The sequence below is a fragment of the Allobosea sp. 2KB_26 genome, from assembly GCF_052115715.1.
Classification (GTDB): Bacteria; Pseudomonadota; Alphaproteobacteria; order Rhizobiales; family Beijerinckiaceae; genus Allobosea.
In genome coordinates, this window is sequence record NZ_JBFRHE010000005.1 from 39,312 (window position 1) to 65,521 (window position 26,210).

The window sequence follows — 26,210 nt, forward strand, 5'->3', positions numbered from 1 at the left end:
CCGCCGATCAAGCCGACTGGAGGCCAGCAGGGTTCGTCTGCGCTGTCGAGGCGGGAAGCGCTCCTTCCCCGGCTGTTTCCACAGGCTTGGGCGGAGCTTCCGGCAGCAGCATGACGACGCGCAGGCCCGGCGCATTGTCTTCGAGCCTGATCTGGCCGCCGTGGAGCCGGACGACGCCGGCCGCGAGTGAGAGGCCGAGCCCGAAGCCGGGCTTGCTGCGGCTCTGGTCGAGCCTGACGAAGCGCTCGAGAACGCGGCCGCGGTCGGCCTCGGGAATACCTGGCCCATTATCGGTCACGGAGAGCTCGATCTGTTGCGCGACCACCGCTGCGGCAACGCGCACGACGGGAGCGGCGTCCCCGGTCGGCTTGCCATATTTCAGGGCATTGTCGATCAGATTGGCGAGCGCCTGTCCGATCAGCTCGCGATTGCCCAATACGCGCAGGTCAGGCGTGACCTCAGTGACGATCTCAAGACCTGCCTCCTCCGCCAAGGGGTCGTAGAGCTCGGCGAGCCCCGAGACGACTTCCGAGAGATCCAGTTCGGCCATGCTGTCATTGATCCGCCCCGTCTCCAGCCGCGCGATCATCAGCAGCGCATTGAAGACGCGGATCAGATTGTCGGCCTCGTCGATGGACGCATCCAGTGCACCGCGAAGCTCGTCCGGCGACTGGGCGGTCCGGAGCGCCTCCTCCGCCCGGTTGCGCAGACGTGTCAGCGGCGTCTTGAGATCATGCGCGATATTGTCCGAGACCTCCTGCATGCCAGACATCAGCTCGCCGATCCGGTCCAGCATGGCATTGAGATTGAGCGCCAGCCGGTCCAGCTCGTCGCCGGTACCGGAGATCGCGAGCCGTCCCTTGAGATCCCCCGCCATGATGGTTTGCGCGGTATCGGTCATGTCGTCGATGCGCTTGAGCACGCGCCGCGCCACAAACCAGCTCGCGAAGCAGCCCAGCACGAAGACGAGCAGGAGCGACCAGCCGGCCGCCCGCCGGATCACCACGCCCAGCCGGTCCCGTTCCTCGAGGTCCCGGCCGACGAGCAGCCTGAAGCCGGCCGGAAGCACGAAGACCCGGACGATGGCGCGGCTCGGCGAGTCGAGCGCGTCGCTGCTGCGGGAATATTCGATCTCGCTCTCACCCGGCAGATCGAGAGCGCCCGGCTGCAGAGCCTCGACATTTCCGGCCAGACGCTCGCCGACCGGCGTCGTCACGAGATAAAGCGAAGCGCCCGGCGCGCGCGAGCGCCGCTCGATGATATTGACGAGGCGCCTTATGCCACCCAGGCGCTGCTGCTCGGCGAGCCCCTGGATCTCGGCGTCGATCGTCGAGCGGATCTGGTCATCGAGCAGCCGCTTGGCGTTCCAGGCGACATAGCCGAGCACAAACCCGGCGAAGAGCGCGAAGATGACGAGATAGATCGCCGTCAGCTTGAAGGCGGTGGTGCGGAACAGGTTCGGCAGGAAGCGCTGCTTCCTCCTCGGAGCCTGAGGCGCACCGGAGCCCGGCGAGACGATGTCAGCGGGTCGTGTCACGAACCATGTATCCCGCGCCGCGAATGGTGTGGATCATCGGATGCTCGAAGCCCTTGTCGACTTTCGAACGCAACCGCGAGACATGCACGTCGATGACGTTGGTCTGTGGATCGAAATGATAGTCCCAGACATTTTCGAGCAGCATCGTGCGCGTCACGACCTGCCCGGCATGCTTCATCAAATACTCGAGCAGGCGGAATTCGCGCGGCTGCAGCGGAATCTCGCTGTCGCCGCGCGTGACCCGGTGGGCCAGCCGGTCGAGCACGAGATCGCCGACGCGATAGGTCGTCGGCTCCGAGGCCGGCGCCGCACGCCGCCGCGACAACACCTCGACGCGCGCCAGCAGCTCGGAGAAGGCATAGGGCTTCGGCAGATAATCGTCGCCGCCGGCACGCAAGCCCTTGACGCGGTCATCGACCTGCGCGAGCGCCGACAGGATCAGGGCCGGCGTCGCATCGTTCTGCTCCCTGAGCGAACGGATCAGCGACAGGCCATCGAGCCGCGGCAGCATGCGATCGACCACCAGAACGTCATAGGCGCCCCCCTCCGCCATGGCATAGCCCTGCAGGCCGTCGGCGGCATGATCGGCAACATGCCCAGCCTCGCGAAAGGCCTTGACGAGATAGGCCGCCGCTTCGGCGTCGTCTTCAACGATTAGGAGTCGCATGACGGCAGGTTACCTCAGGAAACTGAAAAACGGCAGGCCGGATGAATACATCCGGCCTGCCGCGTTAAGGCTGGTTTACCTGGCAGGGGCGACTGAAGGCCAGGAAGCCCGCCCAACCTTGTTTAGGCGGCCGGCTGACGGCCGACCTCGAAGCTGACCTCGCGCTCCTTGCCTTCGCGCCACACGGTCAGGGTCGTCTTGGTGCCCGGGGCGAAGACCGCAATCTTCTTGGAGAGATCGCGGGCGTCGGCGACCTTCTCGCCATTGACGGCGATGATCGTGTCACCACGCTTGATGCCTGCCTTGGCGGCGGGGCCATTGGCCTGCGCCTCGGCGATCAGGGCGCCACGCGGCTCCTTGAGGCCGATCGCATCGGCAACTTCGGCGGTGACCGGCTGGATCTGGACGCCGATGAAGCCACGGGCCACCGAGCCATCCTTCTTCAGCGAGGCGACGACGCTGTCGACGGTGGCAGCGGGAACGGCAAAGGCGATGCCGACATTGCCGCCCGACGGCGAGTAAATCGCGGTGTTCACGCCGACGACCTCACCCTTCTGGTTGAAGGTCGGGCCACCCGAGTTGCCACGGTTCACGGCCGCATCGATCTGCAGGAAGTCGTCATAGGGACCAGAGCCGATATCGCGACCCTGGGCCGAGACGATGCCCGCGGTCACGGTGCCGCCGAGGCCGAAGGGGTTGCCGACAGCCAAGACCCAGTCACCGATCCGCGGCTTCGACTTGGCGAGCTGGACGAAGGGGTAGTTGCCCTCCTCGGTGACCTTCAGCAATGCGATATCGGTCCGCGGATCGGTGCCGATGACCTTGGCCGCAAGCGTCTTGCCGGAATCGGTGACGAGCTGGACCTCTGTCGCGTTCTGGACGACGTGGTTATTGGTCACGACATAGCCGTCCTGGCTGACGAAGAAGCCCGAACCCTGCGACATGCCCTGACGCGGCTGCGGCTTGCCCTGGCGCGGGCCCTGGCCCTGGCCCTCTTCTCCGAAACGGCGGAGGAAGCGCTCGAGCGGGTGGCCGGGCGGCAGACCTTCGATGCCGCTCTCGCCATCCTCGGCGGAGGCAGCAGCGACGCTGGTCTTGACGCGAACGGAAACGACAGCCGGCTTCACGTGATCGACCATGTCCGCAAAGGACGGGAGCTGGGTCTGGACGCCGGAGAGCTGGATCGGCTGGGCAAAGGCGCTGTGATTCTGCATGAGAGCGCCATCCGCGAGACCAGCGGCAAGGCCGATGCCGAGCGTGGCCGCACCGGCGATCATGGCGCCGCGCTTGAGAATGGACCTGGAAGTGGTGGGGGTCGTCATGGTTTTACCTCTGCGACTGACGGCAGGGGTATTCCCTGCTTGGTGTCGTGACCATGACGGGTGGCGCCTTACCCCGTTTTCGCGCCGAGATGACGTTTTTGTAAGGTTGAGCGGGCCGATGCCTTAGTTGCCGTCCCGCCTGATCAGCGCGTCGACGCGTGCCTGTTCATCTTCGCTCAGGGGTCTCGTCTGCTGCCCGGCCGGGGTCCGCATCAGCCGGCTTCTCCGGCCGAGATAGGCAAGACCGAAGGCAAGGATCAGGAACGGCGCGACCCACAACGCAATCGTGCGGATATTGAGGGGCGGACTGAGCAGGACGAAATTTCCGTAACGCGCGACGACGAAATCGCGCACGGCCTCATCGGTATCGCCGGCCACCAGCCGCTCGCGCACGAGAATGCGCAGGTCGCGGGCCAGCGGCGCGTCGGAATCGTCGATCGACTGGTTCTGACAGACGAGGCAGCGCAGGCCACCGGAAATCTGGCGCGCCCGCTGCTCGAGCGTGACGTTCGGCAGGACCTCGTCAGGCTGCACCGCCCTGGCCGGGCTGGCGCAGAGCAAGCCGAGCATCAGCAAGGCAAGGACGCGGCGCATGCGTTCACTCCGCCGGCTGGATGACGGCGCGCGTCGCGGCACGCCGCGGCACGGCGAGACGGAAGCGCCGGTCGGTCAGCGAAAGCGCTCCGCCGAAAGCCATGACGACAGCACCAATCCAGATCAGCAGGATAAGCGGCTTGTCATAGACCCTGACCGCAATTCCGCCGCCCTGCGGCTCGCCAAGGCTGACATAGACCTGGCTGAGGCCGTCGGTCCGAATGCCGGCCTCCGTCGTCGGCATGGCGCGGGCGGTATAGACCCGCTTCATCGCCTCGATGGGTTTCAGCTGCCTGTCGCCGGCAGAAACGCGGAAGCGCGCCACATCCTCGGTAAAGTTGGGGCCCTTGCGCGGCGTGACCGACTCCAGGACCACGGTATAGCGGCCGCTGGTCAGGCTCTCGCCCGGCTTCAGCACGCCGATCCCCTCCGCGCTCCATGCGGCAGCCGCGATACCGATCACGCTGAGGCCGACGCCGGCATGGGCGAAGGCCGTACCCCAGGCGGAACGCGGCAGGCCGATTGCGCGCGACAGCATCGCGGAGGCGCCGCTCGCCCGCCGCACCACGCGCTCGCCGATATCCCAGGCCGAACCTGCGATGAGGAAGACGCCAAGCCCGATGCCTAGCGGCGCCAGGACGGGGCCGCCGCGCATGATCGCGACGACTGCAAGCCCGGAGACGATTGCGAGCACGAGAGCCGCCGACATGCGTTGCGCCGCACCGAGCAGATCACCGCGCTTCCAGGCCAGCGTCTGGCCGATCGGCAGCAGCAGCAGCAGAGGCACGACCACGGGTACGAAGGTGGCGTTGAAGAACGGGGGGCCAACGGAAATCTTGTCGCCGGTCAGCATCTCCAGCACCAGCGGATAGAGCGTCCCGATGAAGACGGTCGCGCAGGCGGTCGCGATGAAGAGATTGTTCACGACCAGCGCGCCCTCCCGCGAGATCGGGGCGAAGAGGCCGCCCTGCCGCAGCAGCGGCGCACGCCAGGCGAAAAGCGCCAGCGAGCCGCCGACGAAGAAGACCAGGATCGCAAGGATGAAGAGGCCTCGCCCGGGATCGCTGGCGAAGGAATGCACCGAGGTCAGGACGCCGGAGCGGACGATGAAGGTGCCGAGCAGCGAGAGCGAGAAGGTCAGGATCGCGAGCAGGATCGTCCAGACCTTCAGCGCATCGCGCTTCTCCATCACCACGGTGGAGTGGATCAGCGCCGTTCCGGCCAGCCAGGGCATCAGCGAGGCGTTCTCGACCGGGTCCCAGAACCACCAGCCGCCCCAGCCAAGCTCGTAATAGGCCCAGTAGGACCCCATCGCGATGCCGAGCGTCAGGAAGACCCAGGCCAGCAGCGTCCACGGCCTGACGGCGCGCGCCCAGACGGCATCGATACGCCCGTCGATCAGGGCGGCGACCGCGAAGGCATAGGTGATGGAGAAGCCGACATAGCCGACATAGAGCAGCGGCGGGTGGATCGCGAGGCCGAGATCCTGAAGGATCGGGTTGAGGTCCTGGCCTTCGCCCGGCGCCGGATCGAGCCGCCGGAACGGGTTCGAGGTCAGCAGCACGAAAGCCAGGAAGGCGACCGTGACGAAACCCTGCGCCGCCAGTGTGCCGGCCCTGAGACGCGTGGGCAGAGACCGGCGCGACACGGCGACCAGTGCGCCAAACAGCGTCAGGATCAGCACCCAGAGCAGCATGGAGCCTTCGTGATTGCCCCAGGTCGACGTCACCTTGTAGATCAGCGGCTGGGCCGAATGCGAATTGGCGACGACGTTCTCGACCGAGAAATCCGAGCGCACATAGGACACGACGAGCGCAAGGAAGGAGAAGGCGACCAGCAGGAAACAGGTCACCGCCGCGGCCGGGCCGACCGAAGCCAGCGCCGCATCCCGCCGCGAGACGCCCCAGAGTGGGACGAGCGCCTGGACGACGGCGACACCCAGCGCCAGCGCGAGCGCGAAATGTCCGATCTCGACGATCATCCTGCCCTCACCGCTGCGGCTTCTGCGCACCGGCGTCGCCGGGCTGCCAATGGCCTTGCTTCTTCAGTGCGTCCGCGACTTCGCGTGGCATGTAGGTTTCGTCATGCTTGGCCAGAACCGAATCCGCACGGAACCGGCCTGCCACCTCAAGCACGCCTTCGGTGACGACGCCCTGCCCTTCGCGGAAAAGATCCGGCAAGAGTCCATCATAGCTCACCTGGACGGTGGTCTTGCTGTCGGTAATGGCGAAGGTCACGCGCTGGCCAGGCCCGCGAGACACGGACCCCGTCTCGACGAGGCCGCCGAGCCGCATGCGCGTGCCGGGCTGCAATCCCTTTTCGGTGATTTCCGTCGGTCCGTAGAAGAAGACGATCGAATCGCGCATCGCGAAGAGCACGAGGCCAGCGGCAACGCACAGGACCGCACCTGCCGCTCCGATCAGGGCAAGGCGACGTTGCTTGCGGCTCATCCCGCGGCGCGGCGCCACGATCCGCGACGGTTCTGTGGCGGTCATGGCGCGGGCTCCCGCAATCCGAGTTCTCCGGCCAGGGCATCAAGCTGGCCAAGCGCGGCACCATCGTCGGCGAAGCGCTGGCGGGCCGCGATGATCGCCTCTCGCGCGGCCGGCTTGTCGCCCAGCACGACCTGCGAACGGATCAGTCGCGTCCATTCGGCGAAGGTGCCGCCGCCCATCTTGAGGCGCTCGGCAAGACCATCGACCATGCCCCGGATCGCAAGCTGCTGCTCGCCCGGCGGCAAGGCCGCGATCGAGGCGCCGGTGGACGGGGCGGCCTCCAGCCCCTCCAGGCGTAGGCGCACCGTCCCGACCCAGGTCGCGTCGGCCGGAGCATCGGCGAGCAGAGCGCGCAGATCCGCGATCGCGCCGGCGCTGTCGCCGTCCTGCTCCTTGGCGATCGCCAGGAAGAAACGGGCCCGGGCATTGCCGCCGTCGAGCTTGACCGCTTCGGTCAGCGGCTGGCGCGCTTCGGCCGTCACCACGCCGCCTGCGGCAAGCGCACGCGCCTCGCCAAGGCCGGCCAGCAATTCGGCATTGGCCCCGCCATGCTCCAGTGCCGCCGCGAAGGCCCGCGCCGCCTCGTCGTAACGACCCTGGCGCAAATAGACCGGCGCAACGACGGACCAGCCCCGCGCGTCTCCGGGGTTCGCCGCCAGATGAGCCTCGATGCGGCTGACCGCGAGCGCGAAATCCTGAGAGGGGTCCGATTTTAGCCGTGCCGAGAGGGGCTGATCCGGCTGCTCGGGCGAGCCTTGGGCGCCATAGAGCAGAAGTGCAAAGAGCGGCACGCAGGACAGCGCGATCGCCGAGGCTGCACGCCGCCGACGCAGCGCAGGCTCGCTGTCTCCCGTGGGCACAGCCTCCCCGTCCGCCGCCCGCAGCAGCCTGCGCCCGGCCTCGGCACGCGCGGCATCCGCCTCGGTGCCGCCGATCAGGCCGCGGCCAAAATCACGATCGATTTCGGCAAGCTGCGAGCGATAAAGGCTCTTTGCGTCTGAGACCTCGGCAAACGCGTTCGCGCCCCCGCGCCCAAGAGGCCAGAGCAAGGCGAAGACCGCCGCCGCCGTCATTGCTGCAAAGATGATCCAGATCAGCATGTCGCGTTCATAGCCAATCGCTGACGCCGTATCATGTCTGCCGATGGCGACAAAGGGTCACGTCGGCACCGTCAAACCGAAGGAAGCAGCAGGCGTGCCCGCAGGCCACCAAGGCGGGAGCGCTCGAGCGTGACCTCGCCGCCATAGAGCTTGGCGAGATCGACCACGATCGAGAGCCCGAGGCCGGAGCCCGGCGTCGTCTCATCGAGCCTGCGACCGCGCTTGAGCACGTCGAGCAGGGCCTCGGACGGCAACCCGGGACCATCATCATCGATCAGCAGCGCGATCCGCCCCTCTTCGGCTTCGGGAGCGAGGCTCACCTCGACCGTCGAGCGCGCCCATTTGAACGCATTGTCGAGCAGGTTGCCGAGCATTTCCTCCAGATCCTGCCGCTCGCCGCGAAAGCGGACATGGGGTGGGACGTGGTGCGTGCCGGTAATGTCGCGCCCCTGCGAGATCTTGGCGAAGGTGCGGATCAGCGCATCGAGCGAGGGCGCAACCTCGGTGACGCTGCCGAGCGCGCCGGAGAGTGCGGCCGCCCGCGCGCGATCGAGATAATATTGCACCTGGTCGCGCATGATCGCCGCCTGGTTCCGCACCGTCTGCGGCAGATGCGGGTCGCTTGCCTCGGCTTCGTTCAGCATCACGCTGAGCGGGGTCTTCAGGGCGTGGGCGAGATTGCCGACCTGTGTCCGGGCCCGTTCCAGGATTTCGCGGTTGGCGTCGATGAGCTGATTGAGTTCGCCGGCCAGCGGCGCAAGATCGGGTGGATATTTTCCGGCGATCCGGGCCGCCTCGCCGGTTCGCACCGAGCCGACCGCGGTGCCAAGCCTGACGAGGGGGCGCAGGCCGAAGCGAACCTGGATCAGGGTCGAGGCGACGAGTGCGAGCCCCAGCAGCAGGAAGGTCAATGTCAGCGCCAGGCGGAAATCACGAATGTCGCCTTCGATCTCGTCGGCAGGGGCCGCGACGCCGACGATGAAGCGGCCATCCTCGCCGACATCGATCTCGCGCTCGATGATGCGCAGGCCCCTCTCGTCCGGACCCGAGACATAGCTCTCCCGCAGGCCCCGCGCGTTCGGCGTCAGCTGCTGGTCGAGAAGCTTCGGTAACTGCCCGCCGACGAGGGAGCGCGAGGTGCGCACCACGGGCTTTTCACCGTCGAGCCGGACGATCTGCCAGTACCAGCCAGATAGCGGCAGATCGAAACGCGGCTCGCCGAGATCCCCGATCGCCTGGCGTTCGGTTTCCGGCGGCGCGGCGAGATCGGCGACCAGTTCCTTGATGTAGACGCTGAGCCGCTCGTCGAAGCCGCGCTCGGCCGAGCGGCGGTAGAATGTCGTCAGGCCGAAGCCGGCGAGCGCCAGCACCAGCGCACAGCACACTGCCGCCGACAGGAAGAGGCGAGCGCCGAGCGAATAGCGATGCGATTTGCCCGGCATGGACCGTCGTCAGACCTTGGCAGGCGCGGCGGCGATGTAGCCAAGCCCACGGACGGTCTCGATGATCTCGACGCCGAGCTTCTTTCGGAGACGGCCGACGAAAACCTCGATGGTGTTGGAGTCCCGGTCGAAATCCTGATCGTAGAGATGCTCGACCAGCTCGGTGCGCGAGACGACACGCCCCTGATGATGCATCAGATAGGCAAGCAGCCGGTACTCGTGCGAGGTGAGCTTGACCGGATTGCCGTCGACGACGACCCGGCTGGCGCGTGTGTCGAGCCGGACGGGGCCGCAGGTCAGCTCCGAGGTGGCATGGCCGGCCGCACGGCGCAGCAGCGCCCGGACGCGGGCCAGCAGCTCCTCGATATGGAACGGCTTGACGACATAGTCGTCGGCGCCCGCATCGAAGCCCGATACCTTGTCGCTCCAGCGATCCCGCGCCGTCAGGATTAGCACCGGCATGGTCTTCTCGGCCCGGCGCCAGCCCTGGAGCACAGTCACGCCGTCGACCTTCGGCAGGCCGAGATCGAGGATCACTGCATCATAGGGTTCGGTCTCTCCGAGATAGAGCCCCTCCTCGCCATCGAACGCCTTGTCGACGGCATAGCCGGCATTCTCCAGCGCGGTCACGATCTGGCGATTGAGGTCCTTGTCGTCCTCGACGACGAGCAGTCTCACGTCGGCTCACTCCTGTCTTGATGTCCCGGGGCCGGATGCCTTCGCCTGAAGGCTGCCGCTCAGCGAATGGTTGAGACCTTGCCGGACTGGCCCTCGAGCGTCACACGGGCCACGCGACCATCGCGCTTCAACGTTGTTACAACATAGACGAAATCATCGCCCTGGCGACACAGTCTGATACGGACGACCTCGCCCGGCGCGGCGTTGCGCGCATGCCTGGAGGCCTGGGCCGGCTGGATCACCCGCCCATCCGACACCGCCTCGCGCATCTCGTCCGCCGACAGGCAGGAGATAGGCTCCTGGCTGTCGATCGTGACAATCGGGAGGGGCTGGGCAAGCAGTGTCAGGGCGAAGATCGTTTCGACGGGCATCATCGACATTCGCTAATCCCGAGCAACTGAACACGCCATGAATGGGCGGCTCGCGTGTCGTCAGGATATGCCACTGCAGCGCCAGCCGTCCACGCCATTCCTGTCCTTTGCCCACAACCTCGCGGAGCTGTGCATCGGCGATCTCAATCTCGGTTTGCAGACGACCGGATCCAGAAATCCCCTATTCTCGCGCCGCGTCGGCCGCGGTGCGGCGCCGGCTGGCCAACAAATTGGACCGGCTCAGGTGCAGCCAGAGTTCAGGTGCCGGTTGTCGCAGCGACTGCGATTGCGGGTTCAATTATGCGGTTCGACGCGCTATCGCTCCCAGCTCACGAGGAGAGGAGATCCGATGCGCGTCGGAGGTTCGATTGGCCTTGGCGGGCTCGCACTCGCCGCGATGCTGGCGGGAACGCCTGCCCTGGCCGTGCTCGGCGGGCGTGAGGGCGGTCCTTCGGCTGCGTCGACGCTGATGGTTCTCAATGCGCGCGGCGGCGTCTGCACCGGGATCGTCCTGTCACCGCGAACGATCCTGACCGCGGCCCATTGCGCCGATGGCGGCGTCGAGCTGCGTATCCACTGGAAGGACGGCAGCGGCGAACCGGTGCTGATCGCTCCTGCCGCGGTTGCCTTCCATCCCGGCTTCGACGCGAAGGCGATCACGGCCCGGCGCCGCTCGATTGATCTCGCCCTCGTGCGCCTCTCCGCACCGCTGCCCTCGCGCTTCTCCCCCGCCGCCTTGATCGACGGCGGCCTGCCACGCGCCGGTTCGGAGATAACGCTCGCAGGCTATGGGGTCTCCCGGGAGGGAGAGGCCCGCACGACCGGCACCTACCGTTCTGCCGCCTTGACGACGGTCGAGCCCTATGGCCCGGGCAAGATCCTGCTCTGGGCGGCAGATCCCGCTGGCGCGGGCAGCCGCCCCGGCGCCGGCGCCTGCCAGGGCGATTCCGGCGGCCCTATCTGGCAGGGCAGTGACGGCGTCATTGCCGTGACGAGCTGGTCCACCGGCCCGAAGGGCAGGAGTTGCGGCCTGCTCAGCCAGGGCGTTCTCATCGCGCCGCAGCGAAACTGGGTCGACCGCACCTTGTCGCAATGGGGCGAGAGCGCATCCTGGACGACCGGTCGCTGATCGAAACACTGGACTGGCTCGAAACAGGCCATAGAGTGGCAATGTGAATCCGGCGGTTGCTTCATGATGTCTCGTGCTCCGATCCTTGCCCTTGCCGCCGCGCTTTGCTCGGCTGCCTCCCCGGCGGCGGCCGTCGTCGGTGGCGCTCCCTCGCGAGGGGTCGACGGGCCGCGCGCCTGGACGGTCAGGGTCGAGACCAGCCGCGGCGAGCTCTGTTCCGGCGCGGCGATCGCTCCTGAACTCGTCCTGACCGCGGCGCACTGCCTGATGGGCGGTGGGGCCGTCCGTGTGGTGAGCCTGGACACGCGCTTTCGCGAGCGCAGCCACCCGGTGATCGGGGTCCTGCCGCATCCGAGCTTCGTTCCCGGCACCACGCCACGGACCCAACCCGGCACCGACCTCGCCGTTCTCAGGCTGGCCTCTCCCCTTCCCGCCGATATCGAGCCGCTCTCGCTTGGCAGCGGTCTCTGGCAGGGTGAGACCGTGACGATGGCTGGCTATGGCCTCTCGTCCGAGAACAACAAGCGCACCGCGCGGCGGCTGCGCGAGACACCGCTCGTCAACGCCGGAAACTACACGACCTCGAACACGGTGAAGGTCGCAGTCGATACGCAGGCGCTGGGCGAGACACCCGGCGCGGGTGCCTGCCGTGGCGATTCCGGCGGCCCCGTCCTGCGCGGCTCGGCTGCCTCGCGGGACCTGGTCGGCATCGTCAGCTGGTCGAGCGGCCCGCTGAATTCGCGCGTCAGGCGGATCTGCGGCGGTTTCACCGCCATTACGCCGATCAGCGAGCACCGCTCCTGGATCACCGAGGCCAGCGGCCGGCTTCTCGCGCTTGGCGAAGGCGGGCGCCAGGACGCTCCGGTCGCGCCGCGCGCCAGCTATAGCTGGTGGTTCAGCCGCTGAGCCGGATCCGGCGGCTCAGATTGAGTGTCGGTCGCCCGCGCCAGCAGAGCCGCTCGACGCGCGTGGAGTTCGCAACCATCGGGTCGCGGTGACCCGGCGATCCGAACAGGTCCGTCCGGATTGGCAGCGCGAGCCGGGACGCGCAGCAGTTGAAGGAGGTCTCAGGTCTCCTCCTTCTCCACCCATTTGAACGTCGCGGACGGAACATATTGATCCATCCTTTCCAGTAGGGTCGCCGGCTCGGTATCCGTTATCGCCATGGCGCGGTGGTTCTGCTTCAGGAAGCCGGCCTCGACCGTGTTGTCGAGGAAGGTCGCGAGCGGGTCGTAGAAGCCGCCGATATTCAGGAAACCGAGCGGTTTCGTGTGGATGCCGAGCTGGCCCCAGGTCCAGATCTCGAAAATCTCCTCGAAGGTGCCGATACCGCCCGGCATCGCGACGAAGCCATCCGAGAGTTCGGCCATCCTCGCCTTGCGCGTGTGCATGGTGTCGACCACTTCGAGCCGGGTCAGCCCGTTATGGCCGATCTCCTTTTCGCGCAGCGCGCGCGGGATGATGCCGTGGACCTCGCCTCCAGCCGCGAGCGCCGCATTGGCAACGGTCCCCATGAGACCGACCGCACCGCCGCCATAGACGAGCGTCAGCCCGCGCCTGGCGATCTCGGCGCCCATGGCCCGGGCGCCGGCGGCGTAGACCTCGTCATTGCCCGGGTTGGAGCCGCAAAAGATACAAACTGATTTCATGCGCCCAGCGCCTGCAGGATGCGGGCCCAGGAACGCTGGCCCTTGTGGAAGGAAGACAGGTCGTATTTCTCGTTCGGCGAGTGGACCCGGTCATCATCGAGACCGAAGCCGACGAGCAGCGTGTCCATGCCGAGCGTGCGCTTGAAGTCCCCGGCGACCGGGATCGAGCCGCCCGAGCCGATGGTCACCGCCTTGCGGCCCCATTCCTCGGTCAGCGCGGCCTGCGCCTTGAGCAGGGCCGGCGAATCGACGGGAACGGCAATCGCCGGCGAGGCGCCGTGCGCAACGAACTCGGCCGTGACATCCGCCGGCAGTCGCGCCCGCACGAAAGCCTGGAAGGCGGCCGCGATCTTCTGCGGATCCTGCTTGCCGACGAGGCGGAAGGAGATCTTGGCCGAAGCCTTGGCCGCGATCACCGTCTTGGTGCCGTCGCCGATATAGCCGCCCCAGATGCCGTTGACGTCGCAGGTCGGGCGCGACTGGATCTGCTCGATCAGCATCCGACCGTTCTCCCCGATCGAGTGCTTGAGGCCGATCCCCCCGAGGAATTCCGCCTCGGTCAGGCCGAGCGCCTGCCAATCCGCCTTCTGCTCGGCCGTCGGTTCCTCGACACCGTCATAGAAGCCGGGAATGGTGATGCGGCCGGTCTCGTCGTGGAGCGCCGCGACGATGCGCGACAGCACATGAATCGGATTGGCGGCGGCACCACCGAACAGGCCCGAATGCAGGTCGCGGTCGGCGCAGGTGATCGTCACCTCCTGATAGACCAACCCGCGCAGCGAGGCGGTGATGGCCGGCGTTTCCCGGTCCCACATGCCGGTGTCGCAGATCAGCGCGACATCGGCCTTCAGCTCCTCGGCATGCGCCGCGACGAAGGGCGGCAGATTGGGAGAGCCGGATTCCTCTTCGCCCTCCACCAGGATGGTGATGCCGACCGGCAGATCGCCGGTTTCCTTCAGCGTCGCCCGCAAGGCCTCGATGAAGGTCATCACTTGGCCCTTGTCGTCACAGGCCCCGCGCCCCGTGATGACCTTGCGGCCGGGCGCGATCTCCTTGACTACGGGCTTGAACGGGTCGCTCTCCCACAGGTTCAACGGGTCGACCGGCTGGACGTCGTAATGGCCATAGAACAGCACATGCGGCGCGCCCGGCTTGGGCCGATGCCCGACGACGATCGGCTGGCCGGGCGTCTCGCGCAGCGAAGCCTTGAAGCCAAGCGATTCGAGATCGTCCCTCAGCCATTCCGCGGCGCGGCGGCTATCGGCGGCATAGGCCGGATCGGTGGCGATCGAGGGAATCGCGATCCACGACGCCAATCGGGCCAGCGAGGCATCCAGTTCGGCATCGAGACGGGAGAGAATCGCAGGAAGCTTGGGCATGTCGCTCGATCTCACAATGGGCTCAAGGCATGAGCGGATTAAAGGTTGCATCATCATGACAAGCCACGGGGCCGGCGCCAGCAGGCCGGCCGGCATGGCTGTCCCGCGTCGCCAGCTATTTGCGCCCGCCCATCATCGAGCCGAGCACTCCACGCAGGATGGCCGAGCCGATCTGGCGCCCCATCGTCGAGGCGGCCGAACGGGCTGCCGACGTAATGATCTTCTCCGTCATGCTTGGCGGAAGGCGCCCGCCACGGCTGCCGGGACCGGTCTTCGGACGCTCGCCATTGCCGACGGCATCGCCAAGCCAGCCACCGATCGTATCCATGATGCCGCCGCCGCCAGTCGACGCCTCGACCGGCGAGCCATCGGCGTTCAGGCCCTTGCGCTTCATCAGCTCCTCATAGGCCGACTCGCGGTCGATCATGGTGTCGTATTTCCCGGCAAAGCCGGAATCGCGCATGCACTGGGCGCGTACCTGCGGAGAAACCGGGCCGACCTGTGCCATGGGCGGGGCGATCAGCGTGCGCTCGACCATGGTCGGCGTGCCCTTGCCCTCCAGCGTCGAGGTCAGCGCCTCGCCGACCGCAAGCTGGGTGATCGCGTCCTCGGTCTTGAACTTGGGGTTCTGGCGGAAGGTTTCGGCGGCCGCCTTGACCGCCTTCTGATCGCGCGGCGTGAAGGCGCGAAGCGCGTGCTGCACGCGGTTGCCGAGCTGGGCCAGAACCGTGTCCGGGATATCGAGCGGGTTCTGCGTGACGAAATAGACGCCGACGCCCTTCGAGCGGATCAGCCTGACGACCTGCTCGACGGCGGTCAGCAGGGCCTTCGGCGCGCCGTTGAAGAGCAGGTGAGCCTCGTCGAAGAAGAACACCAGCTTCGGCTTGTCGAGATCGCCGACCTCCGGCAGCTGCTCGAACAGCTCCGAGAGCAGCCAGAGCAGGAAGGTGGCATAGAGCCGCGGATTGGCCATCAGCTTGTCGGCGGCAAGCATGTTGATGACGCCGCGCCCGTCGCGGTCGGTCCGCATCAGGTCGTTGATGTCGAGCGCCGGCTCGCCGAAGAACAGATCGCCCTTCTGGTTTTCCAGCACCAGCAAGGAGCGCTGGATCGTCCCGACCGACTGCGCGGTGACATTGCCGTATTTCGTCGTCAGCGACTGCGCGTTCTCGGCGATGAAGGAGAGGATCGCGCGCAGGTCCTTGAGGTCGAGCAGCAGGAGCTTCTGCTCGTCGGCGATGCGGAAGGCGATGTTGAGCACCCCTTCCTGCGTGTCGTTCAGATCAAGCAGGCGCGAGAGCAGCAGCGGCCCCATTTCCGAGATGGTGGCGCGGACAGGATGGCCCTGCTCGCCGAACACGTCCCAGAATACGGTGGTGAACTGGTCGGGCTGGTAGGTCACGCCGATCTCCTCGGCGCGCTTGAGGAAGGGCGGCTTCGAATCGCCCGGCGCGGCAACACCGGACAGGTCGCCCTTGATGTCGGCTGCAAAGACGGGAACGCCGTGGCGCGCAAAGCCTTCGGCCAGAACCTGCAATGTCACCGTCTTGCCGGTGCCGGTTGCGCCGGTAATCAGGCCATGACGATTGGCAAGCTTGAGCAGGAGCGATTCGGGCTTCCAGCTCTTGCCGATCAGAATCGTGCCGTCATCCGCCATGAGATTCGCCTATGCTGTTGTCGAAGCGTCAGGCGATGGGTGTAGCGAAACGGGCCGACCGGCGGAAGCCTGAACCCTGTTTGATTCAGATCGTAAATATGTAAACTATCGCCAAGCGGCACAGGCCGACCCGTTGAAGAGGACAAACCGATGGATGAACTGATCTCCCGCATCGTGGCGGCTTCCGGTCTCGATGAAGGTCTCGCCCGCAAGGCGATCGGCATCATCCTCGCCTTCCTGCAGAAGGAAGGCCCGGCCACCGAGATCGAGCAATTGATGTCCGCCCTCCCCGGTGCACAGGAGCTCGCCGATTCCGCCAATGGCGGTAAAGGCGGCCTGATGGGCATGGTCGGCGGCCTGATGGGCGGTGGCGGCGGTGTCATGGCGCTTGGCGGGCAGCTGATGGGCGCCGGGCTCTCGATGGGCCAGATCCAGAGCGTGTCCAAGGAGATGTTCGCGGTCGGCCGCGAAAAGGCCGGCGAAGATGCGATGGGCGCGATCGTCGGAGCGATTCCCGGACTCGGCCAGTTCGTCTGATCCCTATTCGGCTTGAGGATCGAGCGCCGCCCGGCAACGGGCGGCGTTTTCGATTCGATCGGGGGTTTGCGCACGCGGCGTTGGACGAAGTAGGGATGGCGGTGCGTCTGCGCACGTGGCATCACGCATTCGCAATTGCAGCATGCCGCAAGCAGGGAGACCGGCGCGCATGAACTCGGCCTCGACATCCGATCTGCCCTTCATGGAAGCCTTTCCGCTGCCCGACCAGGCGCAGTGGCGCGCGGCCGTCGACAAGGTTCTGAAGGGTGCCGATTTCGAGAAACGCCTCGTCCGGCGGACGGCCGACGGCATCCGGATCGAGCCGCTCTATGCAGCAGCCAACCCGCAGGCACGGCCGGCACGATCACAAGCCGGACGCTGGCATGTCAGCACGCGGGTCGACCACCCCTCCCCCGCAGAGGCCCGCGAACTGGCGCTGGCCGATCTCGAAGGCGGCGCGGACTCGCTTGTTCTCAGCTTTGCCGGCGCCCGCGCGGCCCGCGGCTATGGGCTTGTCGCCGATGATGTCGCCACGCTGGATGCCGCGCTCGACGGCGTGATGCTCGACCTGATCAACTTGCGGATCGACCCCGCGGCGGGCGGCCGCATCAACGCGCTGCTGCTTGCCGCGCTTGTCGAACGTCGCAAGATCGACCCCGCGACGACGACAATCGACTTCGGGCTCGACCCGGTCGGCATCCTGGCGAGCCAGGGCGTCTTCGCGGCCTCCTGGCCCGAGATCGGCCGCCGCCTCGTCGAAACCATCGAAGCCCTGAAGGCGCGCGGATTCGCGGGCCCCTTCGTCACGGCCGATGCGCGCCCCTATCAGGAGGCCGGCGCGACCGAGGCGCAGGAACTCGGCGCGGTCATGGCAACCGCGATTGCCTATCTGCGCGCGCTGGAAGCCGGCGGCATGCCCCTCGATCAGGCCCGCGACGCCATATCCTTCGTTCTCGTCGCCGATACCGACGAGTTCATGACCATCGCGAAGTTCCGCGCCGCGCGGCTGCTCTGGCAGCGCGTACAGCAGGCCTGCGGGCTTGATCCCAAGCCCATGGTGCTGAACGCCGAGACGGCATGGCGCTCGCTGACCCGGCGCGACCCCTGGGTCAATCTTCTGCGTGCGACGGTCGCGACCTTCTCGGCCGGCATAGGCGGGGCGGACTCTCTCACCGTCCTGCCATTCACCGCCGCGCTCGGCCTGCCCGACGCCTTTGCCCGCCGCGTCGCCCGCAATACCCAGCTCGTCCTGCTGGAGGAGGCCAATCTCTGGCGCGTCGCCGACCCCGCCGCTGGAGCCGGCGGTTTCGAGGCACTGACCCAGGCGCTATGCGAGCAGGCCTGGACCAAAATGCAGGATCTGGAGCGCGAAGCCAGTGACGGCCGGCCCGGCATCGTCGCGGCACTCGCGAACGGACATGTCCAGCAGGGTCTTGCCCGCCAGCGCGATATCCGCGCCAAGGCGATCGCGACTCGCCGCGAGCCGATCACGGGAACCAGCGAATTCCCGAATCTCGCGGAGGCTCCGGTCAGCGTCCTCGACATCGCGCCGGTCAAGCGGACCCGATCCTCGCCATCCTCGATCAGGGCGGCCGATCAGAACCAGGCGGCCTTGATCGGCCAGCTTGCAACGGGTGCGACGCGCGCTGACGCCGCAACGGCTCCCGAACAGGATGGGCTGAAGGTCGAAGCCCTGCCCTCGGTGCGGCTTGCGGAGGCTTTCGAGACCCTGCGCGACAAGGCGGATGTGCTGGCGCGGGAGCGCGGCAAGCGCCCGACCGTCTTCCTCGCGACCCTGGGGCCTGTTGCCGATTTCACGGCGCGCGCCGGCTTCGCGCGGAACCTGTTCGAGGCTGGCGGCCTGTCGGCTCCCGGCCATGATGGCTTCCCCAGCAATGGCGGGACCGACATTCCGGCACTGGTCGAGGCCTATCAGGCCTCGGGCGCGCGCCTCGCCTGCCTCTGCGGCTCGGATGCCGGCTATGCGGCCGAGGCGGTTGCCGCCACGGAGGCGCTCCGTGCCCAGGGCGCGACGATCTGGCTCGCCGGCAAGCCCGGTGAAATGGAGCATGCGTTGAACCAGGCCGGCGTGGCCTCGTTCATTTTTGCGGGAGCCGATGTCGTCGCCGCGCTTGAACAGGCGCAGGCGATCGCGGCTGCCTGATCCGGAGAGCATTGCCGTGACACCCATCGCCCTCACCATTGCCGGCTCCGATTCCAGCGGCGGCGCCGGGATTCAGGCCGATCTCAAGACCTTTGCGGCCCATCAGGTCTATGGCGCCAGCGTCATCGTCGCGCTGACCGCACAGAACACCACCGGCGTCACTGCCATCCACGCCGTGCCGGCCGATTTCGTCGCGCAGCAGATCGACGCCGTCTTTTCCGATCTCGACGTGGCAGCGGTGAAGATCGGCATGCTCGCCACGGCCGGACTGATCGAGACGGTTGCCGCGGGCCTGGTGCGGCACAAGGCCCGCAACATCGTGCTCGACCCGGTCATGGTCGCAGCGTCAGGGGCTCGCCTGCTCGAAGACAAGGCCGTTGAGGCCATCCGGCGTCTGCTCTTCCCGCTTGCGACGCTGGTCACGCCCAACCTGCCGGAAGCAGCGGCGCTGCTCGGCACCACGATGGCGACAAGCGAAGCGGCGATCGACGAACAGGCCGAGAGGCTGATCGGCTTCGGCGCCGAGAACGTGCTGCTGAAGGGCGGGCATGGCAGCGGCGAGACCAGCACGGATCTGCTGCTCCTGGCGGGCGGCCAGCGTCAGCGCTTCAGCGCGCCGCGCCACGAGACGCGCAATACCCACGGCACCGGCTGCACGCTGTCCTCAGCGATCGCGTCCGGGCTCGCCAAGGGATTGACGCTGCCTGAAGCGGTCGGCCAGGCAAAGACCTATATCTCAGCAGCCATCGCCGCCGCCGACCAGGTTCCGGTTGGCCATGGCCATGGACCGGTGCATCATTTCCACCATTGGTGGGACAGGACCGACGGGAGAAAGCCATGACCGCGATCCCGGACTTCACGACGCTCGCCTTCGGCGATCGCGCCCCGGCAGCAACCCCGCTCCCGGCTGCGGCAACCGAGCCCTGGCTGACGCCCGAGGGCATCCCGGTCAAACCCGTCTATACCGCTGCCGACCGCGACGGGCTTGGCTTCGTCGACAGCCTGCCGGGCCTGCCACCCTATCTGCGCGGCCCCTACCCGACCATGTACGTGAACCAGCCCTGGACGATCCGGCAATATGCCGGCTTCTCCACCGCAGAGGATTCGAACGCCTTCTATCGGCGCAATCTCGCCGCCGGGCAGAAGGGGCTGTCGGTCGCCTTCGATCTCGCGACCCATCGCGGTTATGACAGCGACCATCCGCGCGTCGGCGGCGATGTCGGCATGGCAGGCGTCGCGATCGACTCGATCTACGACATGCGCACGCTGTTCTCCGGCATCCCGCTCGACCAGATGAGCGTATCGATGACGATGAACGGCGCAGTCCTGCCGGTTCTCGCGCTCTATATCGTCGCGGCCGAGGAACAGGGCGTGCCCGCGGCCAAGCTCTCGGGGACCATCCAGAACGACATCCTCAAGGAGTTCATGGTCCGCAACACCTATATCTACCCGCCCTCGCCCTCGATGCGGATCATCGGCGACATCTTCGCCTATACCTCGGCGAACATGCCGAAATTCAACTCGATCTCGATTTCCGGCTATCACATGCAGGAGGCAGGCGCGACGCAGGACCTGGAGCTCGGCTACACGCTTGCCGACGGCGTCGAGTATATGCGCGCCGGGCAGCGGGCCGGTCTCGGCGTCGATATCTTCGCGCCGCGGCTCTCCTTCTTCTGGGCCATCGGCATGAACTTCTTCATGGAAGTGGCGAAACTGCGGGCGGCCAGGCTGATCTGGGCCAAGCTCGTCAAGGATTTCGGCGCCCAGAACGAGAAATCCCTGCCGCTGCGCACGCATTGCCAGACCTCCGGCTGGTCCCTGACCGCGCAGGACGTGTTCAACAATGTGCCGCGCACGATGATCGAAGCGATGGCCGCGACGCAGGGCCACACCCAGTCGCTCCACACCAATGCGCTCGACGAAGCGCTGGCGCTGCCGACCGACTTTTCCGCCCGGATCGCCCGCAACACCCAGATCCTGCTGCAGCAGGAGAGCGGCACGAGCCGGATCATCGATCCCTGGGGCGGCTCCTATTATGTCGAGCGGCTCACCGCCGAACTCGCGGCCAAGGCCTGGGCGCATATCCAGGAGGTCGAGGCGCTCGGCGGCATGGCCAAGGCGATCGAGGCCGGCATCCCGAAGCTGCGCATCGAGGAAGCGGCCGCCAAGACCCAGGCACGCATCGACGGCAAGCAGCAGGCGATCATCGGGGTCAATATCTTCAAGCCGGAGAACGAGGCCTCGATCGACGTGCTCAAGGTCGATAATGCCTCGGTTCGCACCCAGCAGCTCGACAAGCTCCGCCGCCTCAAGGAAGAGCGCAACGAGGCCGAGACGCAAGCCGCACTGACCGCCCTCACCCATGGCGCCGCCGGCGACGCCAATCTGCTCGATCTCGCGGTCAAGGCGGCCCGCGCCAAGGCGACGGTCGGCGAGATTTCCATGGCGATGGAGACGGTCTTCGGGCGGCACCGGGCCGAGATCAAGTCGATCTCCGGCGTCTACAAGCGGGAGGTCGGCATGGAGAATCCGGCGGTGACGCGCGTGCAGATGATGACTGAAGCCTTCGAGGAGGCCGATGGTCGCCGGCCGCGCATCCTCGTCGCCAAGATGGGCCAGGACGGGCATGACCGCGGTCAGAAGGTGATCGCGTCGGCCTTCGCCGATCTCGGCTTCGACGTCGATATCGGACCGCTTTTCGCGACGCCGGACGAGGCGGCGCGGCAGGCCGTGGAGAACGATGTCCATATCGTCGGCGTCTCCTCGCTGGCGGCGGGGCATCTGACGCTGGTGCCGGAACTGAAGGCGGCGCTGGGCAAGGCCGGCCGGCCCGACATCATGATCGTCGTTGGCGGCGTGATCCCGCCCCAGGATTTCGAGGCGCTGATCGAAGCCGGTGCAAGCGCGATCTTCCCGCCGGGGACCGTGATCGCCGACGCGGCCGAGAAGCTGCTCGAGGAACTCAACCAGCGGCTGGGCTACAGCCAGCGCACCGCCGCGGAATAGCAGACGGGCGCGGCTGGAAGAGCCGCGCCCGCGCCTACAGGATATCAACGCCAGCCGTAGCCATAGCTCTCGTAGTGACGGGGGCGGACAAAGCGCCGGTCGTCCTCGCCGAAGCGGCGCCACTGACGCTGTCCCCAATAGCCGTGGAACGCGGGCGGGGCCGGGCGCCAGCCATAGGCCGGGCGCTCCTGAGAGCGATCCCAACGGCCGTCAAAGGCTGCGGCGGAGCCCGTCCCCGCGAGGCTTGCCGCGCCCAGGGTCGCAGCGCCGATGATGAAGGTCGCGAGGCCGGCTGAGGCGAGTTTGCGGAACATGGTCCTGATCCTGTGTGGCGGCCCGGGCGATCCCCTTGCCTGACACGGACATTCGCAGGTTCCGTCTGAACGGCCCTTGAGGGGGCCATTCACCAGCCGTTCAAGCGCCGGCCAATTGATCGCGCTTCAGGAGCAGAGAAGCCGCGATGACGACGAGAGCGACGGCACCGATCATGATCGTGCAGGCCGCATTGATCTCTGGCGAGACGCCCAGCCTGACCGCCGAATAGAGCCGCATCGGCAGGGTCGTCGCGCCTGGCCCCGTCGTGAAGCTCGCGATCACGAGATCGTCGAGCGAGAGCGTGAAGGCGAGCATCCAGGCGGCGGCGACCGCCGGCCAGATCAGCGGCAGGGTCACGGTCCAGAAGGTGACGATTGGAGTGGCGCCGAGATCGCGCGCCGCTTCCTCCAGCGAGCGGTCGAAGCCGGCGAGCCGCGACTGCACGACAATGCAGGCGAAGCCGAGGCTGAAAGTGGCGTGGGCGATCGTGACGGTCCAGAAGCCGCGCTCCACCTGTGCCGAAACGAACAGCAGCAGCAGCGACAGGCCGGTGATCACCTCCGGCATCACCAGCGGCGCCAGCACCATGCCCGCGAACAGGGTGCGACCACGAAAGGCGCCATAGCGTGCGAGCGCCAGCGCAGCCAATGTCCCGAGCGCGGTCGCGACCGACGCCGAGACGAAGGCGAGGCGGATACTGAGCCAAGCGGCGTCCAGCAAAGGCTGGTTTGCCATCAGCGCGCCATACCAATGCGTCGAGAACCCGCCCCAGACCGTCACCAGCCGGGAGGCGTTGAAGGAATAGGCGATGAGCGCGAGGATCGGCAGATAGAGAAAGGCGAAGCCCGCCACCAGCGCCATGATCAAACCGGGACCGAGCCGCTTCATGCCGCCCCTCCCCGCGTCAGGCGCGCCCGCTGCAGCAAGGCGAGCGGCGCGACCAGCACGAACAGCAGGACGACCGCGACGGCAGAGGCAAGGGGCCAGTCGCGGTTCGAGAAGAATTCGCTCCAGAGCACCTTGCCGATCATCACGGTATCGGGGCCGCCGAGCAGATCGGGAATGACGAACTCGCCGACCGCCGGAATGAAGACAAGCGCCGAACCCGCCAGGATGCCGGGGATGGACAAAGGCAGCGTCACAGTCGCGAAGGCGGTCCATGCCGGGGCACCGAGATCGGCGGCAGCCTCCAGCAGCGAGCGATCGAGCTTCTGCAGCGTCGCGAAGAGCGGCAGTACCATGAAGGGCAGATAGGAATAGACCATGCCGATCAGCACGGCGGCTTCCGTGTTGAGCAGCCGCAGCGGCTCGCTCGTCACACCCGTGCCCGCCAGCACCATGTCGAGCAGCCCCTCTGGCCGCAGGATCCCGATCCAGGCGTAGACGCGGATCAGGAAGGAGGTCCAGAACGGCAGGATGACCAGCACCAGCAGCAGGCTCTGCCAGCGCCTCGGCGCGCTCGCCATCGCATAGGCCAGGGGATAGCCGATCGCGAGCGCGATCAGCGTCGTCAGCGCGGCGATGCGTAGGGAGTAGAGATAGCTCTGCCAGTAGAGCGGGTCGTCGCCAAGGAGCCTGAAATTCTCGAGATCGAGCGCGGCAATGAACTCGCCGAGCTGGGAGAAGCCCTGGAAATGCGGCGCATAGGGCGGCAGATCGGTCGCGGCGTCCGAGAACGCCATGCGCAGGACGATCGCAAAGGGCGCCAAGAAGAACAGCAGCAGCCAGAGATAGGGCACGGCCACGACCAGGCGGCCAAGCCGGCGCGTGGGAGCATTCCCCGTCCTCATGGCGGCAGGACCAGCCCGGCTTCGACATCCCAGGAGAGCCAGACCCTGTCCTCCCAGGCGAACGGACGCTCGATCCGGCGGGTGCGGTTGGCAAGCGCAACCTTGAGCAATTGCCCGTCATCCCCGCCGACCATGACCTGAACCATGGTGAAATCGCCGAGATAGCCGATATCCCAGATCTCGCCGGCGACCTTGTTGACCGCCTGCGCCGGCTCGTCATGGCTGAGCGTGATCTTCTCGGGCCTGAGGCCAACGAAAAGCGTCTCTCCCGTGGCAAGCGAGGCCGTCTCCTCGTCGAGCTCGATCGCGCCGGCCGTCGCCGTCTCGACCCGTACGATCTCGCCGGCGACGGATGCCACGCGGCCTTCGAGGATGTTGATGTCCCCGACGAATTCCGCGACGTAGCGGCTGGTCGGCGCCTCGTAGATCTCATCGGGCGGGCCGATCTGGACGAGCCGGCCATGGTTCATCACCGCCATGCGGTCGGCCATGGTCATCGCCTCGTCCTGGTCGTGTGTGACGACCATGAAGGTGAGGCCGAGTTCGCTCTGCAGATCCATCAGTTCGAACTGCGTCGACTCGCGCAGCTTGCGATCGAGCGCCGCCATCGGCTCGTCGAGCAGCAGGAGCTTGGGACGCTTGGCGAGCGAGCGTGCCAATGCGACGCGCTGGCGCTGGCCGCCGGAGAGCTGGTCCGGGCGGCGCTTCCCGAGCCCGTCGAGCTTGACCAAAGCCAGCATTTCGCCGACGCGCCGCGCGATCTCCTGGCGGGGCAGCCCTTCCCGTCTCAGGCCATAGGCGATGTTGTCGCCGACGCTGAGATGCGGAAACAGCGCATAGGACTGGAACATCATGTTGATCGGCCGGCGATGCGGAGGCACGGCGGTGATGTCGACGCCGTCGAGCAGGATCTCGCCGGCATCCGGCTGCTCGAACCCTGCCAGCATCCGCATCAGCGTGGTCTTGCCGCAGCCTGACGCACCGAGCAGCGCGAAGAACTCGCGCGGGTAGAGCGCAAGCGACAGGTCATCGACCGCCGTCACCGTGTCGAAGCGCTTGGTGACATTGCGGAAGACGACCAGCGGCTCTGCCGCAGGGTCGTTCCAAGGCTGGAAGGCCCGGCGAACGCTCCCGGGCGAAGCCTTGCGCTTCGCCCGGAGCGGAGCCAAAGCCCCGGCATCGCGTGCGTTCATTTGCCGGTCTTGATGCGGGTCCAGAGCCGGTTGACCACCCTCTGGCTCTTCTGATCGTAGGGTGTGATCGTGTAGAGCCGGCTCATCACGGCTTCCGACGGATAGATGCCGGGATTGTCGCGCACCGCCGCCGAAAGCAGCGGCTTCGAGGCGATATTGCCATTGGCGTACTGGATGAAGTCCGAATTCTTCGCCGCCATCTCGGGCCGGTTGACGAAATCGATGAACTTCAGCGCGGCATCCGGATTGGCGGCATCCTTCGGAATGACGAAGGAATCGAACCACATCAGCGCGCCTTCCTTCGGGATGGAATAGGCGATCTCGACCTTGTTCTTGGCCTCTTCCGCCCGCTTCTTCGCCTGCAGGATGTCGCCGGAATAGCCGACCGCGAGGCAGATATCGCCATTGGCGAGAGCGTTGATATATTCCGAGGAGTGGAATTTCTGGATGTGCGGACGGATCTTGCGCAGCAATTCGCCGGCCTTGTTCAGATCCGCCTCGTTCTTCGAATCCGGGTTCAGGCCGAGATAGCGCAGCGCCGCCGGGAACATTTCCTCGACCGCATCGAGAACATGCACGCCGCAGTTCGAGAGCTTCTTGAGCTGGTCGGGTTCGAACAGGATACGCCAGGAATCGATCACTGCATCGGGGCCAAGCCGCTCCTTGATCTTGGCGACGTTGTAGCCGATGCCGGTCGTGCCCCACATGTAGTTCACGGCAAACTTGTTGCCGGGATCGTATTTCGCAAGCCGCTGCTGGATCTCGGGCCAGGCGTTCTTCAGGTTCGGAACCTTGGCCGTATCGATCGGCGTGTAGAGATTGAGCGGGATATGGCGCGGCAGGAACGAAGCCGTGACCACAATCAGATCATAGCCGGTCTTGCCTGCGAGCAACTTGGTTTCGACCGTCTCCATCTGGTCGAACGTGTCATAGACGACGGTGATGCCGGTTTCCTTCTTGAAGGCATCAAGCACCTCCGGATCGACATAGTCCGACCAGTTGAAAATGCGCAGCTGCTTGTCCTGCGCGCTAGCGGCCGTGCCCGAAACCAGCGCCCATCCAAGCGCGATGGCTGTCGCAAGGCCCTTCAGCCCCCGTACCGATGAACCCAATCTGCCCCTCCTTAGCGGGTGAATCTCCACCCGGCGCGCGGCACGCTATCAGCTTGCCGCCAAGCCTCAACCA

General features: G+C 66.6%; 23 protein-coding genes and 1 pseudogene. 6 read left to right on the forward strand and 18 right to left on the reverse strand.

What is annotated here, in order from left to right:
• Positions 1-7 precede the first annotated feature (7 nt).
• The 10 genes and pseudogenes from AB4099_RS16040 to AB4099_RS16085 all read right to left on the reverse strand — a co-directional run bounded on the left by AB4099_RS16040 (position 8) and on the right by AB4099_RS16085 (position 10,215).
• Positions 8-1,465, reverse strand: coding sequence for a HAMP domain-containing sensor histidine kinase (locus AB4099_RS16040; RefSeq protein ID WP_441478953.1), 1,458 nt, complete (start codon positions 1,463-1,465; stop codon positions 8-10).
• Between the two features lie 55 nt (positions 1,466-1,520).
• On the reverse strand, positions 1,521-2,204 hold the full coding sequence (locus tag AB4099_RS16045) for a winged helix-turn-helix domain-containing protein (RefSeq protein WP_113514633.1): 684 nt from the start codon (positions 2,202-2,204) through the stop codon (positions 1,521-1,523).
• Between the two features lie 131 nt (positions 2,205-2,335).
• Positions 2,336-3,526: pseudogene (locus AB4099_RS16050) on the reverse strand (trypsin-like peptidase domain-containing protein); the annotation flags it as partial.
• Between the two features lie 123 nt (positions 3,527-3,649).
• A complete protein-coding gene (locus AB4099_RS16055; protein WP_441478781.1) occupies positions 3,650-4,120 on the reverse strand; it encodes a cytochrome c-type biogenesis protein in 471 nt (156 codons plus the stop codon).
• Between the two features lie 4 nt (positions 4,121-4,124).
• On the reverse strand, positions 4,125-6,101 hold the full coding sequence (locus AB4099_RS16060; protein WP_441478782.1) for a heme lyase CcmF/NrfE family subunit: 1,977 nt from the start codon (positions 6,099-6,101) through the stop codon (positions 4,125-4,127).
• Positions 6,102-6,108: 7 nt separating this feature from the next.
• Positions 6,109-6,570: a cytochrome c maturation protein CcmE gene (gene ccmE, locus AB4099_RS16065; RefSeq protein ID WP_441478954.1), complete on the reverse strand. Its 462-nt coding sequence runs from the start codon at positions 6,568-6,570 to the stop codon at positions 6,109-6,111.
• A gap of 41 nt (positions 6,571-6,611) precedes the next feature.
• A complete protein-coding gene (gene ccmI / locus AB4099_RS16070) occupies positions 6,612-7,715 on the reverse strand; it encodes a c-type cytochrome biogenesis protein CcmI (RefSeq protein ID WP_441478783.1) in 1,104 nt (367 codons plus the stop codon).
• A gap of 71 nt (positions 7,716-7,786) precedes the next feature.
• Complete coding sequence (locus AB4099_RS16075) at positions 7,787-9,157, reverse strand: ATP-binding protein (RefSeq protein WP_113514623.1); 1,371 nt, start codon at positions 9,155-9,157, stop codon at positions 7,787-7,789.
• Between the two features lie 9 nt (positions 9,158-9,166).
• A complete protein-coding gene (locus tag AB4099_RS16080; RefSeq protein ID WP_043241156.1) occupies positions 9,167-9,835 on the reverse strand; it encodes a response regulator transcription factor in 669 nt (222 codons plus the stop codon).
• A gap of 59 nt (positions 9,836-9,894) precedes the next feature.
• Positions 9,895-10,215: a PepSY domain-containing protein gene (locus AB4099_RS16085; RefSeq protein ID WP_069877267.1), complete on the reverse strand. Its 321-nt coding sequence runs from the start codon at positions 10,213-10,215 to the stop codon at positions 9,895-9,897.
• 340 nt (positions 10,216-10,555) lie between these two features.
• Here AB4099_RS16085 and AB4099_RS16090 point away from each other — a divergent pair, with 340 nt between their 5' ends.
• Together AB4099_RS16090 and AB4099_RS16095 are read left to right on the forward strand one after the other, a co-directional pair.
• Complete coding sequence (locus AB4099_RS16090) at positions 10,556-11,335, forward strand: S1 family peptidase (protein WP_441478784.1); 780 nt, start codon at positions 10,556-10,558, stop codon at positions 11,333-11,335.
• A 63-nt stretch (positions 11,336-11,398) separates the two neighbouring features.
• Positions 11,399-12,241 carry a S1 family peptidase gene (locus AB4099_RS16095; RefSeq protein WP_441478785.1) on the forward strand — a complete coding sequence of 281 codons (843 nt, stop codon included), beginning with the start codon at positions 11,399-11,401 and terminating at the stop codon, positions 12,239-12,241.
• Between the two features lie 161 nt (positions 12,242-12,402).
• Here the strand turns inward: AB4099_RS16095 and AB4099_RS16100 are convergent, their stop codons facing one another.
• The 3 genes from AB4099_RS16100 to AB4099_RS16110 form a co-directional block, all read right to left on the reverse strand.
• Positions 12,403-12,984, reverse strand: a complete 582-nt coding sequence (locus AB4099_RS16100) for an LOG family protein (RefSeq protein WP_113514619.1) — start codon at positions 12,982-12,984, stop codon at positions 12,403-12,405.
• Positions 12,981-14,363, reverse strand: a complete 1,383-nt coding sequence (locus AB4099_RS16105; protein WP_441478955.1) for a dipeptidase — start codon at positions 14,361-14,363, stop codon at positions 12,981-12,983. Before AB4099_RS16105 ends, AB4099_RS16100 begins: the two co-directional genes overlap by 4 nt.
• 115 nt (positions 14,364-14,478) lie before the next feature.
• Entirely contained in the window at positions 14,479-16,020 is a 1,542-nt protein-coding gene (locus AB4099_RS16110; protein WP_441478786.1) for a helicase HerA-like domain-containing protein, read from the reverse strand.
• Positions 16,021-16,170: 150 nt separating this feature from the next.
• Between AB4099_RS16110 and AB4099_RS16115 the strand changes: the two genes are divergently transcribed.
• The 4 genes from AB4099_RS16115 (at position 16,171) to scpA (ending at position 21,727) form a co-directional block, all read left to right on the forward strand.
• Positions 16,171-16,557 (forward strand): DUF2267 domain-containing protein, encoded by a 387-nt coding sequence (locus tag AB4099_RS16115; RefSeq protein ID WP_113514613.1) that lies wholly within the window; start codon positions 16,171-16,173, stop codon positions 16,555-16,557.
• Between the two features lie 169 nt (positions 16,558-16,726).
• Positions 16,727-18,721, forward strand: a complete 1,995-nt coding sequence (locus AB4099_RS16120; RefSeq protein WP_441478787.1) for a methylmalonyl-CoA mutase family protein — start codon at positions 16,727-16,729, stop codon at positions 18,719-18,721.
• A gap of 16 nt (positions 18,722-18,737) precedes the next feature.
• The gene (thiD, locus tag AB4099_RS16125) at positions 18,738-19,562 is read left to right on the forward strand and encodes a bifunctional hydroxymethylpyrimidine kinase/phosphomethylpyrimidine kinase (RefSeq protein WP_441478788.1); all 825 of its coding nucleotides are present in this window, start codon (positions 18,738-18,740) and stop codon (positions 19,560-19,562) included.
• A complete protein-coding gene (scpA, locus tag AB4099_RS16130; protein WP_113514611.1) occupies positions 19,559-21,727 on the forward strand; it encodes a methylmalonyl-CoA mutase in 2,169 nt (722 codons plus the stop codon). Before thiD ends, scpA begins: the two co-directional genes overlap by 4 nt.
• A gap of 44 nt (positions 21,728-21,771) precedes the next feature.
• On the opposite strand, the gene AB4099_RS16135 is transcribed toward scpA, so the two are convergent.
• The 5 genes from AB4099_RS16135 to AB4099_RS16155 form a co-directional block, all read right to left on the reverse strand.
• Positions 21,772-22,041 carry a hypothetical protein gene (locus tag AB4099_RS16135; protein WP_441478789.1) on the reverse strand — a complete coding sequence of 90 codons (270 nt, stop codon included), beginning with the start codon at positions 22,039-22,041 and terminating at the stop codon, positions 21,772-21,774.
• Between the two features lie 100 nt (positions 22,042-22,141).
• The gene (locus AB4099_RS16140) at positions 22,142-22,930 is read right to left on the reverse strand and encodes an ABC transporter permease (RefSeq protein ID WP_441478790.1); all 789 of its coding nucleotides are present in this window, start codon (positions 22,928-22,930) and stop codon (positions 22,142-22,144) included.
• The gene (locus tag AB4099_RS16145; protein ID WP_441478956.1) at positions 22,927-23,793 is read right to left on the reverse strand and encodes an ABC transporter permease; all 867 of its coding nucleotides are present in this window, start codon (positions 23,791-23,793) and stop codon (positions 22,927-22,929) included. Before AB4099_RS16145 ends, AB4099_RS16140 begins: the two co-directional genes overlap by 4 nt.
• A 35-nt stretch (positions 23,794-23,828) precedes the next feature.
• On the reverse strand, positions 23,829-25,025 hold the full coding sequence (locus AB4099_RS16150; protein WP_441478791.1) for an ABC transporter ATP-binding protein: 1,197 nt from the start codon (positions 25,023-25,025) through the stop codon (positions 23,829-23,831).
• Positions 25,022-26,137, reverse strand: a complete 1,116-nt coding sequence (locus AB4099_RS16155) for a polyamine ABC transporter substrate-binding protein (protein WP_441478792.1) — start codon at positions 26,135-26,137, stop codon at positions 25,022-25,024. Before AB4099_RS16155 ends, AB4099_RS16150 begins: the two co-directional genes overlap by 4 nt.
• Between the last annotated feature and the right edge of the window lie 73 nt (positions 26,138-26,210).

Bases quoted from the DNA above. Each gene is read 5' to 3' on its own strand.
- AB4099_RS16045 (WP_113514633.1), bottom strand. From the start codon at position 2,204: ATGCGACTCCTAATCGTTGAAGACGACGCCGAAGCGGCGGCCTATCTC.
- AB4099_RS16055 (WP_441478781.1), bottom strand. From the start codon at position 4,120: ATGCGCCGCGTCCTTGCCTTGCTGATGCTCGGCTTGCTCTGCGCCAGC.
- AB4099_RS16060 (WP_441478782.1), bottom strand. From the start codon at position 6,101: ATGATCGTCGAGATCGGACATTTCGCGCTCGCGCTGGCGCTGGGTGTC.
- ccmE (WP_441478954.1), bottom strand. From the start codon at position 6,570: ATGAGCCGCAAGCAACGTCGCCTTGCCCTGATCGGAGCGGCAGGTGCG.
- ccmI (WP_441478783.1), bottom strand. From the start codon at position 7,715: ATGCTGATCTGGATCATCTTTGCAGCAATGACGGCGGCGGCGGTCTTC.
- AB4099_RS16075 (WP_113514623.1), bottom strand. From the start codon at position 9,157: ATGCCGGGCAAATCGCATCGCTATTCGCTCGGCGCTCGCCTCTTCCTG.
- AB4099_RS16085 (WP_069877267.1), bottom strand. From the start codon at position 10,215: ATGTCGATGATGCCCGTCGAAACGATCTTCGCCCTGACACTGCTTGCC.
- AB4099_RS16090 (WP_441478784.1), top strand. From the start codon at position 10,556: ATGCGCGTCGGAGGTTCGATTGGCCTTGGCGGGCTCGCACTCGCCGCG.
- AB4099_RS16095 (WP_441478785.1), top strand. From the start codon at position 11,399: ATGATGTCTCGTGCTCCGATCCTTGCCCTTGCCGCCGCGCTTTGCTCG.
- AB4099_RS16100 (WP_113514619.1), bottom strand. From the start codon at position 12,984: ATGAAATCAGTTTGTATCTTTTGCGGCTCCAACCCGGGCAATGACGAG.
- AB4099_RS16105 (WP_441478955.1), bottom strand. From the start codon at position 14,363: ATGCCCAAGCTTCCTGCGATTCTCTCCCGTCTCGATGCCGAACTGGAT.
- AB4099_RS16110 (WP_441478786.1), bottom strand. From the start codon at position 16,020: ATGGCGGATGACGGCACGATTCTGATCGGCAAGAGCTGGAAGCCCGAA.
- AB4099_RS16115 (WP_113514613.1), top strand. From the start codon at position 16,171: ATGGATGAACTGATCTCCCGCATCGTGGCGGCTTCCGGTCTCGATGAA.
- AB4099_RS16120 (WP_441478787.1), top strand. From the start codon at position 16,727: ATGAACTCGGCCTCGACATCCGATCTGCCCTTCATGGAAGCCTTTCCG.
- scpA (WP_113514611.1), top strand. From the start codon at position 19,559: ATGACCGCGATCCCGGACTTCACGACGCTCGCCTTCGGCGATCGCGCC.
- AB4099_RS16135 (WP_441478789.1), bottom strand. From the start codon at position 22,041: ATGTTCCGCAAACTCGCCTCAGCCGGCCTCGCGACCTTCATCATCGGC.
- AB4099_RS16140 (WP_441478790.1), bottom strand. From the start codon at position 22,930: ATGAAGCGGCTCGGTCCCGGTTTGATCATGGCGCTGGTGGCGGGCTTC.
- AB4099_RS16150 (WP_441478791.1), bottom strand. From the start codon at position 25,025: ATGAACGCACGCGATGCCGGGGCTTTGGCTCCGCTCCGGGCGAAGCGC.